This window comes from Desulfohalobium retbaense DSM 5692 (genome assembly GCF_000024325.1).
Lineage (GTDB): Bacteria > Desulfobacterota > Desulfovibrionia > Desulfovibrionales > Desulfohalobiaceae > Desulfohalobium > Desulfohalobium retbaense.
The window spans coordinates 1,625,314-1,640,429 of the sequence record NC_013223.1 but is presented as its reverse complement, the minus strand read 5'-3'; the positions used below and the strand labels follow the sequence as shown (position 1 = coordinate 1,640,429).

General features: G+C 57.9%; 17 protein-coding genes. 13 read left to right on the top strand and 4 right to left on the bottom strand.

Annotated features, from left to right (window positions below; translation table 11 throughout):
• Positions 1-111 precede the first annotated feature (111 nt).
• From DRET_RS07030 to DRET_RS07015, 4 genes are all read right to left on the bottom strand, one after another.
• Complete coding sequence (locus DRET_RS07030; RefSeq protein ID WP_015751841.1) at positions 112-471, bottom strand: ferredoxin-thioredoxin reductase catalytic domain-containing protein; 360 nt, start codon at positions 469-471, stop codon at positions 112-114.
• The gene (locus DRET_RS07025; RefSeq protein WP_015751840.1) at positions 468-722 is read right to left on the bottom strand and encodes a glutaredoxin family protein; all 255 of its coding nucleotides are present in this window, start codon (positions 720-722) and stop codon (positions 468-470) included. The genes DRET_RS07030 and DRET_RS07025 overlap by 4 nt, the downstream gene beginning before the upstream one ends.
• A 181-nt stretch (positions 723-903) precedes the next feature.
• Positions 904-1,551 carry a dTMP kinase gene (tmk, locus tag DRET_RS07020; RefSeq protein ID WP_015751839.1) on the bottom strand — a complete coding sequence of 216 codons (648 nt, stop codon included), beginning with the start codon at positions 1,549-1,551 and terminating at the stop codon, positions 904-906.
• Positions 1,527-2,558, bottom strand: coding sequence for a 3'-5' exoribonuclease YhaM family protein (locus DRET_RS07015; protein ID WP_015751838.1), 1,032 nt, complete (start codon positions 2,556-2,558; stop codon positions 1,527-1,529). Before DRET_RS07015 ends, tmk begins: the two co-directional genes overlap by 25 nt.
• Before the next feature lie 82 nt (positions 2,559-2,640).
• On the opposite strand from DRET_RS07015, the gene DRET_RS07010 reads away from it, so the two are divergent.
• The 13 genes from DRET_RS07010 to DRET_RS06950 all read left to right on the top strand — a co-directional run bounded on the left by DRET_RS07010 (position 2,641) and on the right by DRET_RS06950 (position 15,009).
• Positions 2,641-2,919, top strand: coding sequence for a 4Fe-4S dicluster domain-containing protein (locus DRET_RS07010; RefSeq protein ID WP_015751837.1), 279 nt, complete (start codon positions 2,641-2,643; stop codon positions 2,917-2,919).
• Between the two features lie 159 nt (positions 2,920-3,078).
• On the top strand, positions 3,079-4,227 hold the full coding sequence (locus DRET_RS07005) for a 2-oxoacid:acceptor oxidoreductase subunit alpha (protein ID WP_015751836.1): 1,149 nt from the start codon (positions 3,079-3,081) through the stop codon (positions 4,225-4,227).
• A 223-nt stretch (positions 4,228-4,450) separates the two neighbouring features.
• Positions 4,451-5,284: a 2-oxoacid:ferredoxin oxidoreductase subunit beta gene (locus tag DRET_RS07000; protein WP_015751835.1), complete on the top strand. Its 834-nt coding sequence runs from the start codon at positions 4,451-4,453 to the stop codon at positions 5,282-5,284.
• Positions 5,281-5,865: a 2-oxoacid:acceptor oxidoreductase family protein gene (locus DRET_RS06995; protein WP_015751834.1), complete on the top strand. Its 585-nt coding sequence runs from the start codon at positions 5,281-5,283 to the stop codon at positions 5,863-5,865. Before DRET_RS07000 ends, DRET_RS06995 begins: the two co-directional genes overlap by 4 nt.
• On the top strand, positions 5,850-6,629 hold the full coding sequence (gene surE / locus DRET_RS06990) for a 5'/3'-nucleotidase SurE (RefSeq protein ID WP_015751833.1): 780 nt from the start codon (positions 5,850-5,852) through the stop codon (positions 6,627-6,629). The genes DRET_RS06995 and surE overlap by 16 nt, the downstream gene beginning before the upstream one ends.
• A gap of 306 nt (positions 6,630-6,935) precedes the next feature.
• Positions 6,936-7,859 (top strand): class II fructose-1,6-bisphosphate aldolase, encoded by a 924-nt coding sequence (fba, locus tag DRET_RS06985; RefSeq protein WP_015751832.1) that lies wholly within the window; start codon positions 6,936-6,938, stop codon positions 7,857-7,859.
• A 140-nt stretch (positions 7,860-7,999) separates the two neighbouring features.
• The gene (gene gap, locus DRET_RS06980) at positions 8,000-9,001 is read left to right on the top strand and encodes a type I glyceraldehyde-3-phosphate dehydrogenase (RefSeq protein ID WP_015751831.1); all 1,002 of its coding nucleotides are present in this window, start codon (positions 8,000-8,002) and stop codon (positions 8,999-9,001) included.
• Positions 9,002-9,218: 217 nt separating this feature from the next.
• On the top strand, positions 9,219-12,698 hold the full coding sequence (gene dnaE / locus DRET_RS06975; protein ID WP_015751830.1) for a DNA polymerase III subunit alpha: 3,480 nt from the start codon (positions 9,219-9,221) through the stop codon (positions 12,696-12,698).
• A 70-nt stretch (positions 12,699-12,768) separates the two neighbouring features.
• Positions 12,769-13,161: a 6-carboxytetrahydropterin synthase QueD gene (gene queD / locus DRET_RS06970; protein WP_015751829.1), complete on the top strand. Its 393-nt coding sequence runs from the start codon at positions 12,769-12,771 to the stop codon at positions 13,159-13,161.
• Positions 13,161-13,628, top strand: coding sequence for a D-aminoacyl-tRNA deacylase (gene dtd / locus DRET_RS06965; RefSeq protein ID WP_015751828.1), 468 nt, complete (start codon positions 13,161-13,163; stop codon positions 13,626-13,628). The genes queD and dtd overlap by 1 nt, the downstream gene beginning before the upstream one ends.
• 161 nt (positions 13,629-13,789) lie before the next feature.
• Positions 13,790-14,269: an ATP-binding protein gene (locus tag DRET_RS06960; RefSeq protein WP_015751827.1), complete on the top strand. Its 480-nt coding sequence runs from the start codon at positions 13,790-13,792 to the stop codon at positions 14,267-14,269.
• A complete protein-coding gene (locus DRET_RS06955; RefSeq protein WP_015751826.1) occupies positions 14,206-14,550 on the top strand; it encodes an STAS domain-containing protein in 345 nt (114 codons plus the stop codon). The genes DRET_RS06960 and DRET_RS06955 overlap by 64 nt, the downstream gene beginning before the upstream one ends.
• Before the next feature lie 60 nt (positions 14,551-14,610).
• Positions 14,611-15,009, top strand: coding sequence for a DnaJ family domain-containing protein (locus DRET_RS06950; protein WP_015751825.1), 399 nt, complete (start codon positions 14,611-14,613; stop codon positions 15,007-15,009).
• Positions 15,010-15,116: the final 107 nt, after the last annotated feature.

Sequence of the window (15,116 nt, the reverse complement as noted above, 5' to 3'; positions counted from 1 at the left end):
ACGCTCTCCCAGACCGGCGTCCCAATCTCGGGACCGCGGTCCAATCCACGGGCTGTGAAGAAGGGGATTCTCGCGACAGGGCCCACAACCTGGCGTGAGAACGAACGAGGGTTACTCGTCGCTGCTGGCATGTTGCAGGGCCTGAAGGACTTTTTCCGGGGGTCTGCGTTCGGGGACAAAATCATGGGGGATCCGTCCATCATTCCATTCTTTGGACACGTACAACCCGCAGTAACAACTGCCATAGTCCGCCACATCCGGTTCCCGGTAGACACAGGGACACAGGATATCCTTGTCCAATTCCTTGTTGCCGGAAGCCAGACGGCAAGGACAGGCCATGTAGCCGTAGCGCTCCTTGTTGATCAGCAGGCTCTGCAAAAGATCCATGACCATGTCTGTGTCGTTGTTGAAGTAATACCCTTTGGGTTCCTGCAAGGCACGCAGCTTGGTGTATAACTCTTCAACGTTCATGAGTGATTCTCCAGGGCCTGCTCGATGTCTTCCTTTTTGTATCCAACGATGATCGTGTCTCCAATGACCAGGGTCGGGAACGAAAGGTTGGGATTGAGCTTTTTGATTTCCCGGATGGTATCGTTGCGCTCGTCGCCGCTGAGCCGATCGACATAGATGCAGTCGTAGTTCACATTGCATTCGTCCAAAAATTCTTTGGTGTGTTTGCAATGTACGCAGGTGCTCAGGGCGTACAGCGTGATATCTGCCATGTCCGCCTCCTTGGACATCGGGTTCGAAACAAACAGGGCCGCAGAGAACGCAGGGTTAAAGAATAGGTGTTTTCCCGGCCCTTGACAAGAGCGGGCAGGTGGGGCGCTTGAGAGCGCTCTTAAGCGCCCTGGTCCCATTCCAGAAACCGTATTTTTCCCCAGCATTTCTGAATTCGGGGATTTACTCGGGAAACCATTTTGGAAACCGGTGGCGCAGTATCCGCTGGACCTCGTTGAAAATGGTCTCTGGATCCGGCTCGGCGTCAACGACCTGGAAGCGGTTTTTGTTCAGGGCCGCCCAGGTCAGGTACCCTTCACGGACCCGGGAATGGAAGGCCAGACTTTCAGCTTCGAAACGCCCTTCCTGTTCGGTCTTGTTGTCCTGAAAATTGCGGGCCATGGCCCGTTTCAGCCCCAACTCCACCGGCAGGTCGAAAAGCAGGGTCAGATCCGGCCAGACTCCCTGGACCGCGACGTCGTTGAGGGTGTGCAGGAGATTGGGGTCCAGTCCCCGGCCGTAGCCCTGATAGACCACTGTGGAGTCCGCAAAACGGTCCGAGAGAACCACAGCGCCTTTGTCCAGGGCGGGCTTGATCGTCTGGTGCACATGCTGGGCGCGGTCGGCAAGATAGAGAAAGAGTTCGCTTTCGCCGGTCAGGTCCCTGCTTTCCATACTCAACAAAATGGAGCGCAGATTCTGGCCAAGGCGACTGCCCCCGGGTTCCCGGGTGGTCTGCACCTCCCAACCATGGTTCTTGAGCCATTGGGCGAGAAGGGTCGATTGCGTGGATTTGCCGCAGCCTTCTATTCCTTCAAAGGTAATGAACATTGATCCTCCCTGGGGCGGTGTTGTGTCGCCATCGGAGCCGGTGTCGGTGTCCGTTTGAACAGTTGCCGCTGGAGCGCCCAGACTTTCGGTGTCCACCCCCCATCATGTTCGCCCAGGTCATTGAGCGCGGCGGACGCTGTTGTCAATTTGGAATCGAGGTTGTCTGCAAAGTGCAGGGCAAAGGCTTCCGGGGTTTTCGGTCGTTTCGGCGACCCGAACTCCAACTCCCCGTGGTGGCTGAGGATGGCGTGCTTGAGGTGCAGGGCCAATTCCGGATCCAGGCCTTTTTGGCGGCGCAGAAACGGCTCGAGACGTTCGAGCCCAAGATGGATATGCCCCAGGAGTTGGCCAGCATCACTGTAATCCCATGTCGCCAGCCCCTCAAGTTCCCAGGCCTTGCCGAAATCATGGAACAAGGCCGCGACAAAGAGCAATTCCTTGTCCAGATCCGGATAGAGCGCGGCGAATTGCAGACAGACGCGACAGACTTGTCGGGTGTGTTCCAGAAGGCCACCGCGATAGGCGTGGTGGACCGATTTGGCCGCGGGGGCCTGCAGGAGTCGTTGCCGGATTTCAGGATCCCGGAGCACGGAGCGGCAGAGGGCGCGCCACGGTTTGTGCTGCAATTCGTCTCTGCAGAGTTGTTCCAGATCCTCTAAAATGGTTTCCGGCGCTTCTGCTGTCCGGGGCACAAATGCCGACCAGTCCAATGTCTCCCCTTCAGGATCGATTTCCTCAAACCGAGTGATATTGAGCTGGAATTTTTCGCGAAAGAGTTCGACTTTGGCCTGGACATGAAGAAATTGCCCTGGAGCCAGGCCGTTGGCCTGTTGGCTCAACGGCGCCCATATCTTGGCCGACACCTTCCCGGTTGCGTCCTGGAGGACGAGATCCCAATAGGGCTGGCCGTTGCGTGTTTCCGCGCTTCGGGCTTCGGCAATAAGGAACAGATCTTCAATGGCCGAGCCCTGTTGCAGATCGGAAACAAACAGGTTCTTTGACTGCATATGTGTTGCCAATCTCATGTTGATGGGGTAAAGATTTAAGCCACTTTTGCACTGGGAAACCGATCGCGAATGGGTATGAAGTATGCCGAAAAAGCCGAAAAAAGGGAACACCAAAGTCTGGGTCTATCCGGACTGGTGTAAAGGATGCGGGTTGTGTGTGGCCTTTTGCCCCGGCAAAGTGCTTGAGCTCAACGAACAGGGCAAGGCCGAAGTGGTCCATCCGGAAGAGTGTATCAACTGCGGGTTTTGCGAGCTGCACTGCCCGGATTTTGCCATCGTGGTTACCCCGAAGGAGGGCGCGGAGCAGGAAACGGCGCCCCAGGCACATGAGGGGCAGACGTCTGCCGCACCGGATTGTTAAAAAGACTGTCTCTCGCAGCCTGTTCAAAAAAACACGGGCCGGCGGCGCAAGGTCGAGGCCGCAACAGGTCTGTCCGTCTGCGAGAGGGTGAACCTTGGACCGTTTTGTCGCCATTTGGCAACTTGCAACGGCCTGTCAAGCGAGACATCGTGAGCGACTATGAGCCCGAAGAAAAAAGCCACTCGTGAATTGTTTGCCCTCGGCAACGAGGCCGTGGTGGAGGGGGCCCTTCTGGCCGGATGTTCCTATTTTGCCGGCTACCCTATCACCCCCTCGACCGAGATTGCCGAATTGATGTCCACCCGTCTTCCCGCTACCGAGGACGGGGTTTTTTTGCAGATGGAAGACGAGATCGCCAGCCTGGGAGCGGTCATCGGTGCTTCCTTGGCCGGTCGCAAGGCCATGACTGCCACCTCCGGGCCAGGCTTTTCCCTGATGCAGGAACATCTGGGATACGCTTGTATGACCGAGGTCCCCCTGGTCCTGGTCAATGTCATGCGTGGGGGCCCGAGCACGGGACTCCCGACCAGTCCGGCCCAGGGCGATGTCCAGCAGGCGCGGTGGGGCACTCACGGCGACCACCCGATTATCGTCCTCTCGGCCAGCAATGTGCAGCAATGTCTGGACATGACTGTACGGGCCTTCAATTTTGCCGAGAAATATCGCACCCCGGTGGTGCTTTTGCTCGATGAAGTCACTGCGCACACCCGGGAAAAGGTCCGGGTCCCCTCGTCGTCAGAATGCGAGGTCCTGTCGCGCATCACGCCCTCCATGCCCCCAGAATGGTATGTCCCCTACGAGGATTCCATGCGCGGAGTGCCGCCGATGCCGCCGCTGGGCAGCGGGTACCGCTTCCATGTCACGGGGCTGACCCATGATGAAAACGGCTACCCGACCTCGAAAACGGACGAAGTCGACGACCTGGTCAAACGTCTGCACCGCAAGATTGATCAATTCTTTTATGATATCCAGGTGGTGCATGAAGAGCAGTGCGAGGACGCCGAGGTTGCGGTGATCACCTATGGATGCGTGGCGCGCTCGGCCCATCTGGCTGTGCAACAGGCCCGGGAAAAAGGGTATAAAGTCGGCTTGCTCGAACTCAACACCTTATTCCCCTTTGCCCGCTCGGCTGTGGAGCGGCTCACCCGGCAATGCCGGGCGCTGGTGGTTCCGGAAATGAATATGGGCCAAATCTCCCGAGAGGTGAAACGGGTCAACAACGGCCGGGCGCAAATCCTGACGCTCAACCGCGTTGACGGGCAAATCGTTACGCCTGGAGAACTGCTCAAAACTGTTATCAAGGCATGATGGTCGCGAGGAAATACGGCACAACACGGCCTGCGGGAAGGATTGGTTTCTGAATTGATGCCCAGCGCCCAAACCGGCGCACTCGTTGCGGCCAGCGGGGCGCATTGCAGAGACGACGTATGTGTTCAACAGGCGCTCGCGGTTTTTGGGGCTGTGGGCACCACTTGGTAATCGGTTCACGGATCTAGAAACTGCAGTCTGAAGGGAACAAGCGAGAGCCGACATGTCTGAAGTCACGCAATTGATCCACCATTATCTGCGCCATTCGAAAAAATTCCCCCATGTCTTTTGTCCGGGTTGCGGACACGGCATTGTCCTTGGGTCTTTGATCCGTTCTGTGCACGCCTTGTCCCTGTCCAAGGACGATGTGGTGCTGGTTGCGGGGATCGGGTGTTCGGGGCGTATGGCGGTTTATGTCGATTTCAACACCCTGCACACCACCCACGGCAGGGCATTGACATTTGCCACCGGCATCAAGACGGCCAATCCCAAACTCAAGGTGATTGTCGTCATGGGCGATGGAGACGCCCTGTCTATCGGGGGCAATCATCTCATCCACGCCGCCCGCAGGAATGTGGGGATCACCGCTCTTATCCTGAACAACAACATCTACGGCATGACCGGGGGGCAGAGTTCCCCGACAAGCCCGGACGGCTGCCGGACCACCACTGCGCCGCACGGTCAGCTCGAAGCCCCGTTCGATACGGTCGATCTGCTGCGGGGTGCAGGCGCCAATTTCGTGGCCCGCGGCACGGTCATGCACGCCAAGATGCTGGACAAACTCATTACCACGGCTCTCGACAGGCCCGGGTTCAATGTGGTGGAGGTCCTGACTCCGTGTCACACCCAGTATGGCCGCAAAAACGAATTCAAAACCGCTGTGGACATGTACCGGGATTTGAAAAAGCGCTCCATTTCACTGGACGGATATTCCAATCTGTCTGAAGAGGAGCGACCCAACCGGGTGCCGATCGGAATCTTTGAGCAGCGTGATAACCGCGGCCTGGAAGAACATTACGAGCAGATGCGCCAGCAATTGCAGGGAGGGCAGCAGTGAAATCGCCGATGCAGCTCAACCGATTCGAAATCCGGCTTTCCGGCACTGGCGGGCAGGGGGTTTTGACCCTGGGGCGCATATTGGGTCACGGCTTGGCCATCGAACACGGCTACTACGTGACTCAGACGCAGAGTTACGGCCCGGAGGCCCGGGGCGGGGCGTCCCGCGCCGATCTGGTGGTCAATTCGCAGCCCATCAATTATCCCAAACCGGAACAACTCGATTTCCTGGTCGCCTTGAGCCAGGAAGCGTGCAACCGGTATTTTCAGCGGTTGAAGCCCACCGGTCGGCTGTTTGTGGACACCACCCTGGTCACCCAGACCCCCTCGAATCAATTCTGGGGGTTGCCGTGTACCGAGATCGCCCGGGAGAAAATCGGGTTGGTCCAGGCCACGAATATTGTCGCCCTGGGCGCATTGACCCATGTGTTGCCGTTTGCTCGCCCCGCGGCCATGAAACGGAGCCTGGAAGCCAACCTCCCGGCCAAAATCCTGGAACTCAATCTCAAAGCCTTTACTGCGGGCTATAATCAGGCCCGTAAGGATATCCCCGACGGACCGACACAATGGACATTCTCTTAACCAACGACGACGGTATTCAGGCCTATGGCCTGCGGGCCCTGTACCGGGCGCTGCGATCGGCCGGGCACTCGGTGACCGTCGTCGCGCCCTTGACCCAGCAATCGGCTGTAGGGCACGCCGTGACCCTGAGCATGCCGCTGCGGGTCAAGAGCGTTCGCGAGGATGGTTTTGCCGGATATGGAATCAGCGGGACCCCCGTGGATGCGGTCAAGATCGCTTTGAGTACCTTGCTCGAGACCCCGCCCGAGGTGATCGTATCCGGGATCAATGCCGGAGCAAATGTGGGGGTGGACATCCTCTACTCGGGGACCGTATCCGCAGCGACAGAGGGTGCTCTGGCCGGACTGCCGGCTCTTGCGGTCTCGGTGGACCATTTCCATCCCGAGGATCTCCGGGACCAGGCCCGGTGGACCGCCTCGTTTATTGACGGTACCCAATGGGAACGATTGCCGCGACGGCGCGTTCTCAACCTCAATTTTCCCGCCTGCCCCCTGGACCAGAGCCTGGGGCTCCGGGTTTGCCCCCAGACCCAGGCCGTCTATCAGGACGAGTACATCCGGCGCCACGACCCGCGTGACAGCGAGTATTTCTGGTTGACCGGACAAATCCCGCCCGAACGTGTCCAACCGGGAACGGACCGTGCCCTGCTCAGTGAGGGGTGCGTGACCTTGACCCCGTTGTGTTTTGATTTTACCGACGCCGCGTTGTTGGAGCAGACCCGGGCCCTGGCGGGGGCGTGGGAAAGCGGCGATCGTTCAGTCTGATTCAACACGAACAGCATTGCCGGTCCTCTGCCCCAAAAAGGCATTTCTCCGACATGCTCAGAGGTCCTCGCCCCGCAGCCTGGGAGCGTGATCACGGACCTGTGCTTCAGCCCGCGGCTTGCGCGCCGCAACATGTCGCTCGTGGGGGACATTGGGGAATCGGGTACGGCGGAAGTGCGCTGCGTCACGGTTTGGTCACGCAGGCTTGCCTTTCGCGGTTTTTCCGTGTTGGAGAGGAGTGGAGAGGTCATCTGGCCGGAGTCGTCCGACCGGAAATGTGGACTCGGAAAGCAAGGAGGAGGTTGTATGCCACTTGTATCACCCAAAGAGATGTTCGCCAAAGCCTATGCCGGTGGCTACGCCATTGGCGCTTTTAACGTCAATAACATGGAGATTATCCAGGGCATTATCAGCGCGGCCGAAACGGAACGCTCGCCCCTTATTCTCCAGGTCTCGGCTGGCGCCCGTCGCTACGCCGGGCAGACCTATATTCTGAAGCTCGTCGAGGCGGCTTTGGAAGAAAGCGATTTGCCGATCTGTCTGCATCTGGACCACGGTCAGGATTTTGATATCTGCAAGAAAGTTATCGATGGCGGATTTACCTCGGTCATGATCGATGGCTCGCACCTGCCGTTTGAGGAGAATATTGCCCTGACCAAGGAAGTGGTCGAATACGCCCATCCCCGTGGTGTCTGGGTCGAAGCCGAACTCGGCCAATTGGCTGGCGTCGAGGACGACGTCCAGGCTGAAGAAAATGTCTATACCAATCCGGATGAGGCTGTTGAATTTGTTGAACGCACCGGCTGCGACTCCCTGGCCATCGCCATCGGCACGAGTCACGGAGCCTATAAGTTCAGCGGCCAGCCCCGGCTGGATCTTGAACGCCTGGAAACCATCACCACCAAGTTGCCCGAATTTCCTCTGGTCCTGCACGGCGCTTCCACGGTCCTGCCGGAATTGGTGGATATGGCCAATTCCTATGGCGGTCAGATCGCCGGGGCCAAGGGAGTTCCGGAAGATCTTTTGCGTCAGGCCGCCAAGTCCGGCGTGTGCAAGATCAATATCGACACCGACATCCGTTTGGCCATGACAGCCAATATTCGCAAGTTCCTGGCCGAAAATCCGGCGGAATTCGATCCCCGGAAATACCTCAAACCAGCGCGCCAGGCGGTACAGGACATGGTCCAGCACAAGATCGAAACGGTTCTCGGGTCGTCCAATACGTTATAGCCCAAAGAGGCGGTTCCTTCTGGACTTCACAGACGCTTTCACCGGGCCGTCAAGCGGCTGGACCGGCCTGGGGCGCTAGGGTGTGAACGGGAGGGACGCGACCTCCAATTGAAGACAGCAAGAGAAAGGAGAAAAGGGATATGGCCGTTCGTGTCGCACTCAACGGATTCGGGCGTATTGGCCGATATATGGCCCGGTTGTTGTCCGCAAACACTGACCTGGAACTGGTGGCGGTCAACGCCCGAGCGGATAATGCTACCCTGGCCCATCTTCTCAAATACGATTCCGTCCACCGGACCTTTGCGGGGACAGTCGAGGCCAATGAGCAAGGGTTTCTTTTGGAAGGCCAGCAGGTCACAGTGGCCCGAAACAAACCGGGGGAATGGACCTGGGGCGAACTCGGGGTGGATATTGTTCTGGAGACCACAGGCAAATTCACGGACCGTGAGAGCTGCGAAAAGCATCTGGCCTGCGGCGCGAAACGGGTTGTGGTCAGCGCCCCGGCCAAACAACCGGACGTGATGGTTGTTATGGGGGTTAACGACAGCGATCTGGGCCCTGAGCACAAGATCGTCTCCAACGCGTCCTGCACGACCAATTGTCTGGCTCCGGCGGCCAAAGTCCTGCACGATAATTTTGGTCTTGAACGCGGCCTGATGACCACGGTGCACTCGTATACCATGAGCCAGCGCATTTTGGACGGGTCGCACAAGGACTTGCGCCGGGCCCGTGCCGCGGCTATGTCCATGCTTCCGACGACCACCGGGGCGGCCAGAGCGGTGACGAAAGTTATCCCCTCGCTGGAGGGCAAGCTCGACGGCATGGCCATCCGGGTCCCGACCCCGAACGTTTCGCTGGTCGATTTGAGCGCCGATCTGGGCAGGGCCACCTCCGCTGAAGAAATCAACGCGGCGATGAAAGCCGCCTCTGAAGGGCCAATGCAAGGGATTCTCGGCTATAGTGAGGAACCGCTTGTTTCGGTGGACTATACCGGATCGACTTACGGCGGTGTCCTTGACGCGTTGACGACAAGTGTCATGGACGGCACCCTGGCCAAGATCATCGTCTGGTACGACAATGAATCGGGGTTTTCCAATCAGCTGCTGCGTCTGACACAGCGGGTCGCCTCGTTGCTTGGCTGAGTTCTGTTTTTTCCCCAGACAACAATCCCCGCGCCGCCTGATCAGGCGGCGCGGGGATTGTTGTCTGGGGAGGGTTTGTGTAGTGTTTAACTGGAACGAATCTTCCCTGCCTGGCAGGTTTTTCGACCGCTTGGCGGGTTTTTCGCAGGCAGCCTGAGGAACCTGGTCAAGTCTGACCTGTCTTGTGTTTTGCCTTTTCAAGGATGTGATCGCGATTATGACTGATTTTACCCACCTGCATTGCCATACCGAATACAGCCTGCTCGACGGGGCCATCCGTATCGGCGATCTCTGCCAACAGGCGGTGGACTTCGGATTCTCCAGCGTTGCCATCAGCGACCACGGCAACCTCTTCGGAGCTCTGGATTTTTATCTCACGGCCAAAAAATTCGGGGTCAAGCCGATTATCGGTTGCGAGGTCTACGTGGCCCCGGGAGACCGGCGTACCAAACACACGGACAAGGACATTCGCTCCGGGTACCATCTGGTTTTGCTGGCCCAGAATCTGACCGGCTACTACAATCTCGTGCGTCTGGTCAGCCGGGGGTGGCTGGAGGGATTCCATTACAAGCCCCGGGTGGACAAGGAACTTTTGTCGCAGTGGAACGAAGGGTTGATCGCCCTGTCCGCTTGTCTCAAGGGAGAAGTCCCGTATGGTCTGCGCCACGAGGGCATGAGCCGCGGCAAGGCCCTGGCGGAGGAGTACAGTGCCCTGTTTCCGGGGCGGTTCTATCTTGAACTGCAGGCCAATGGCATTCCGGAACAGGTGACGCTCAATGAGCAGCTCCTGGAGTTGGCCGAGACGACCAAACTGCCGCTGGTGGCCACCAATGACTGCCACTATCTGAGCTACAACGATGTCGAGGCCCACGACATCCTGCTGTGCATCCAGACCAACGCCCAGTACTATGCCAAGGATCGGATGCGCTTTGATACCCAGGAGTTGTATTATCGGCCTCCGGAGGAAATGGAGCAGGCCTTTGCCCATTGTCCCCAAGCTCTGGAGAATGTCGGTGCGATTGCCCGCAACTGCAATGTGGAACTCGACCTGGGGCAGAACTATTTTCCGGTCTACGATGTGCCGCAAGGGCGGACTCTGGAAGAGGAATTTATACGTCTCGTCCGGGAAGGATTACGGACTCGCCTGGCCAAATTGCCGTACACAGTCGACGAAGAGGTCTATTGGCAGCGGCTGGACACTGAACTCGACGTCATCTGCGCCAAAGGATTCCCGGCCTATTTCCTGATTGTGCAGGATTTTATCAATTGGGCCAAAGAGCAGGGCATCCCGGTTGGTCCCGGCCGGGGGTCGGCCGCCGGGAGTCTGGTGGCCTATTGTTTGGGGATCACCAACCTGGATCCTTTGCGGTACAATCTCCTGTTCGAGCGGTTCCTCAATGTGGAGCGCGCGAGCATGCCGGATATCGATGTCGACTTCTGCTACAACCGCCGTGAAGAAGTCATTCGGTATGTCACTGCGAAATACGGTAAAGAGAGTGTGGCGCAGATCACGACCTTCGGGACGATGAAGGCCAAGGCGGTGGTTCGTGATGTGGGCCGGGCTCTGGGACTCAGTTTTGCCGAAACGGACAAAATCGCCAAGCTGGTCCCAGACGACCTGAAGATGACCATCGACAAGGCCTTGGAACAGGAACCGGACCTCGCGGCCCTGGCTGAAAACGACGAGACCGTGGCCAAACTCATCGACGTCTCGCGGCGCCTGGAGGGGCTTGCCCGGCACGCTTCGACCCATGCCGCCGGAATCGTTATTTCTGACAGCCACCCCCTGGAAGACCATTTGCCCCTGTACCTCGGGAAAAAGGGCGAAGTGGTGACCCAGTTCGACATGAAAAAGGTCGAAAAAGTCGGTCTGATCAAGTTTGATTTTTTGGGGTTGAAGACCCTGACCGTGATCGCTGACACGCTCCATCTCGCGCAGCAGGCGGGAAAATCCGTTCCGGACATTGACACGTTGCCTTTGGAGGATGAGGCCACCTTTGCGCTGTTGTGCCGAACGGAGACCGACGGGGTCTTTCAACTGGAAAGCTCCGGGATGCGCAATGTGATCAAGGACCTGCAACCGACGTCCTTTGAGGATATCATTGCCTTGTTGGCCCTGTACCGGCCTGGACCGCTGGAAAGCGGGATGGTCACCGATTTCATTCGCCGCAAGCACGGCGAAATCCCGGTCGAGTATCCCCATCCGCTTCTGGAGCCCATTCTGGAAGCGACGTACGGGGTTATCCTCTACCAGGAACAGGTCATGCGCATCGCCTCGGACATGGCCAATTATTCCCTGGGCGACGGGGATATCCTGCGCCGGGCCATGGGGAAAAAGGATCCCTCGGTCATGGCCGAGCAGCGGACCAAGTTCGTCAACGGGGCCAAGGAAAACGAGATCGACGAGGCGACGGCGACCTATATTTTCGATCTCATGGAGAAATTCGCCGGCTACGGCTTCAATAAATCGCACTCGGCCGCCTATGCTCTGGTTTCCTACCAGACCGCCTACCTCAAGGCCCACTATCCCGTAGAGTTCATGGCCGCGCTGATCACCTCGGAGGTGAGCAACACCGACAAGGTCATTGCCCACATCAACGCCTGCCGGGAAATGGGCATTGAAGTGCTGCCCCCGGATGTGAATCACAGTGAGCGGCATTTCACGGTCGAAAACGAGAAGCTCCGTTTCGGCCTCTCCGGGGTCAAGAATGTCGGCGGTGGGGCCATCGAGGCTCTTGTGGCCGAGCGCCGCCGTAACGGTCCCTACGCAAGTCTGCTCGATTTCTGTAAACGCGTCGGCTCGCGCAAGGTCACCAAACGGGTCCTGGAAAGTCTGATCAAAAGCGGGGCAATGGACAGCCTCGGATGCAGCCGGGCTTCGCTTCTAGCGGCATTGGACAAGGTGGTTTCTACGGCCCAGCGTCAGAGTCGGGATAAATCGCGCGGCCAATTGTCGCTGATGGCCATGATGGGCGAAGAGGACAGTTGCGTGCTCAGCGGCATCGGGATGGATATCGAGGAGGCCCAGGTCGAGGAATGGGACGACGAAAAGCGGCTGCAATATGAAAAGGAAGCCCTCGGTTTTTTTCTCAGCGGCCACCCCTTGCTGCGTTTCCGGGAAGAACTCAAGCGGCAACGGTTGCTGAGTCTGCAAGACTGCGGCGAGCTTGGTGGCGACACCGAGGTGCGCACAGCAGTGCTGGTGACCGGGGTCAAGGAGCACGTGACCAAAAAGGGCGGACGGATGGCGTTTTGTCAGATCGAAGACCTGACCGGGACCGGGGAGATGACCATGTTTCCCGAGACCTATGCCAAGGTCCGCAACGGGCTCGACCTGGAACAGCCTTTGGTGGTCACGGCCAAGATCAGTTCCTACGAAGGCGGCGGCAACGGCGATGAAGGGGCCAAACAGATCAAACTTTTGGCCCAGGAGGTCGGCCTTTTGAACGACCAGGTCGGACGAGGGGACGAACCGGTCCGCGTGGATATCGAGGCCGCAGCCCTGCAAGGCCAATCGGCCCAGGAACTCAAACAGATCATCGGCCGTTATCCGGGGCGGGCTCCTGTCCACTTGGGGGTCTGTCTGGAACGCGCCGATTGTGTTTTGCAATTGGGGCCCAATTACCGAGTCGCCGCCAGCCCTGATTTTTGGCGTGAAATCCGCCGCTGGCAAAGCGCTCATCGTCCGGCATCCTAGTGCGAGTGCTGGGCTGCGGCGCTGCCCGGTCCCTGTGGCAACCATGACCATGATGTACTCAGGAGAAATGATGCATACCGACCAAGGTCTTTATCGCCTCCGCGTTCGGGGAGGGTTCAGTGCTTCCCACCAGCTTCTGCATTACGAGGGCAAGTGCGAACGGCTCCACGGCCACAATTTTCGCGTCGAGGCCGAAGTGGAAGGTCGTGAAGTCGACCCGGACACTGGCATGCTTTTGGACTTCAAGGTCCTGAAGAAACGTCTCAACGCTGTCCTTGACTATCTGGATCATCGTCATCTCAATGAGCTGACCCCGTTTGAGGGGCTGAGTCCCTCGTCAGAAAATATCGCCCGCTATATTTTCACTACGCTCCAAAAATCCATGGCCGAGCCCGGCGTCAGATTGCGGGAGGTCTCAGTGGCCGAAAATGAGGGCTCGGTTGCCGTGTACCGGGAGGAGTGATGCGCATTCTCGTCCAACGTGTCCGTGAGGCCAGGGTCGAGGTGAGCGGAACGATCGAAGCGCAGATCGGCGCCGGACTGCTTTTGTTCGTGGGATTCGGCAAACAGGACGATCCGGATTTTCTGGTCAGCCGGGGATGGCTCGCCCTGTGCGACAAGATTTGGGGATTGCGTGTCTTTCCGGATGCGCAGGGCCGTTTTGATCTGGACGTGGTCCAATACGGGGGCGGCGTTTTGGCTGTTCCCCAATTTACGCTGTACGCCAATTGCCGACGCGGTCGTCGTCCCTCCTTTGATGCGGCGGCCGGGGGCGAAGCGGCCCGCCAAATGTTCGATGGGGTGTGCCAGCGTTTGGAGCACCGGGGAGGAGTCCCGATCGGTCGGGGTGTTTTCGGGGCAGACATGGAGGTCGGTCTGACCAATTGGGGGCCGGTGACCTTGTGGCTGGACAGCCTCGATTTTCTTTGAGACCGTATAGCATGCTGGACCTACGGCCTTTGGGGGGCATTGTTCCGGTTGAACGAATGCAGCGAAGGGGCAAGAGTGGGGGCCGGGAGACTAAGGCGGGAGCATCCTGTGGTTATGGAATTCGGGGGCACCCGAAAGTTTCCATGAAGGAGCGGTGCGGCATGACAATTGAGTGGCGCTTGGCCGGATGGGCGACTCCGGAGCAGGCCCGGGAAATCGCCCGCAAGGCTATGGCCTTTCTGGCTCGATATCTTACCAGCTCCGATTTGTTGTATGAATTGGAGCTGGCACTGACCGAAGCTTGCGCGAATGTTGTTGTCCATGCTTATGCCGAAGACTTGATCGGTTCACTCGAACTCCGCATGCGCCTGGAACCTTTTTCCAGGGTTGAATTCGAGATCGCCAATTGGGGGGAACCGTATTGGGGGCTCATGGACTCGGTCCCGGACGCCTGCCATCCGGATGATGAATCCGGTCGGGGGCTGTATATTATGGCCAATCTTGTCGATAGCTACTCCTTTACTCGTGAGGGCGAAAAAAACATCCTGTGGATGGTCAAAAACATTGAGGATACACTATGGAAAAAACGGTTATCGAGCAGCGAAATGGAGTCTGCCAGGTCACCTATAGCGGAGAACTGACTCTGGAGGTGACCTCGCAGCTCAAGGAACGCATCGAGCAGGCACTCGAAAACGAACACTGCCAGGCCCTGGTCATGGACCTTTCAGAGACGGTTTTTCTCGATAGTTCCGGAATTGGTTTTCTGGTGTCCTTGAATAAGAAAATGCGGCAGCAGGATAACACGTTTTATCTCTACCGTCCTTCCTCCCAGGTGCGAAAGACCCTTTCGCTGGTCAAGCTCCTTGACTATTTCCATATTGCCGAATCAGAAGAGGAACTCCCGGAAGGGATCACTGTCTGAAAACTCCACGTTGCGGTTTTTTGCCAACTCGGGTTGAGGGCCGGGAGACAGGGAGAAAGCATGCTTGCCTCGAGTTTTTCAGTTATCCAGGATATAGCCGAGCACAGGATTCGCGAGGCCATCGATCAGGGGGAGATGGAGAATCTGCCGGGTCGGGGACGCCCCCTGGAACTCGACAACGACGAACATATTCCCCAAGAAATGCGCATGGCGTATAAAATTTTGAAAAATTCAGGGCATCTGCCCCAGGAAGTGGAGCAGGAAAAGCAGGTTCAGACCATGCTCGATCTGCTGGAACACTGCCAGGATGAACAGGAACGGTACCGTCAGATCCAAAAACTCAATGTCCTGATTACAAAGATCAATGAAACCAGGCGGGTCCCAATCCATTTGGAAAAGGACCAGCTCTACTATTCCAAAGTCGTCGAGCGTGTCCGCGTCCGCCGTCGCGAAGAATGAGCCGGGCGTGACACCCCCCTTGCAAAACGAGGTTGTGTTCGCGTTCGAAGCGATTCGCGGTATTGCCAGTGCCCTGGCCCCAGCATGCCCAGGTGCGCCGAGAAGCC

Coding starts and splice junctions, on each gene's coding strand:
- DRET_RS07030 (WP_015751841.1), bottom strand. CDS start 471: ATGAACGTTGAAGAGTTATACACCAAGCTGCGTGCCTTGCAGGAACCC.
- DRET_RS07025 (WP_015751840.1), bottom strand. CDS start 722: ATGGCAGATATCACGCTGTACGCCCTGAGCACCTGCGTACATTGCAAA.
- tmk (WP_015751839.1), bottom strand. CDS start 1,551: ATGTTCATTACCTTTGAAGGAATAGAAGGCTGCGGCAAATCCACGCAA.
- DRET_RS07015 (WP_015751838.1), bottom strand. CDS start 2,558: ATGCAGTCAAAGAACCTGTTTGTTTCCGATCTGCAACAGGGCTCGGCC.
- DRET_RS07010 (WP_015751837.1), top strand. CDS start 2,641: ATGCCGAAAAAGCCGAAAAAAGGGAACACCAAAGTCTGGGTCTATCCG.
- DRET_RS07005 (WP_015751836.1), top strand. CDS start 3,079: ATGAGCCCGAAGAAAAAAGCCACTCGTGAATTGTTTGCCCTCGGCAAC.
- DRET_RS07000 (WP_015751835.1), top strand. CDS start 4,451: ATGTCTGAAGTCACGCAATTGATCCACCATTATCTGCGCCATTCGAAA.
- surE (WP_015751833.1), top strand. CDS start 5,850: ATGGACATTCTCTTAACCAACGACGACGGTATTCAGGCCTATGGCCTG.
- fba (WP_015751832.1), top strand. CDS start 6,936: ATGCCACTTGTATCACCCAAAGAGATGTTCGCCAAAGCCTATGCCGGT.
- gap (WP_015751831.1), top strand. CDS start 8,000: ATGGCCGTTCGTGTCGCACTCAACGGATTCGGGCGTATTGGCCGATAT.
- dnaE (WP_015751830.1), top strand. CDS start 9,219: ATGACTGATTTTACCCACCTGCATTGCCATACCGAATACAGCCTGCTC.
- queD (WP_015751829.1), top strand. CDS start 12,769: ATGCATACCGACCAAGGTCTTTATCGCCTCCGCGTTCGGGGAGGGTTC.
- dtd (WP_015751828.1), top strand. CDS start 13,161: ATGCGCATTCTCGTCCAACGTGTCCGTGAGGCCAGGGTCGAGGTGAGC.
- DRET_RS06960 (WP_015751827.1), top strand. CDS start 13,790: ATGACAATTGAGTGGCGCTTGGCCGGATGGGCGACTCCGGAGCAGGCC.
- DRET_RS06955 (WP_015751826.1), top strand. CDS start 14,206: ATGGAAAAAACGGTTATCGAGCAGCGAAATGGAGTCTGCCAGGTCACC.
- DRET_RS06950 (WP_015751825.1), top strand. CDS start 14,611: ATGCTTGCCTCGAGTTTTTCAGTTATCCAGGATATAGCCGAGCACAGG.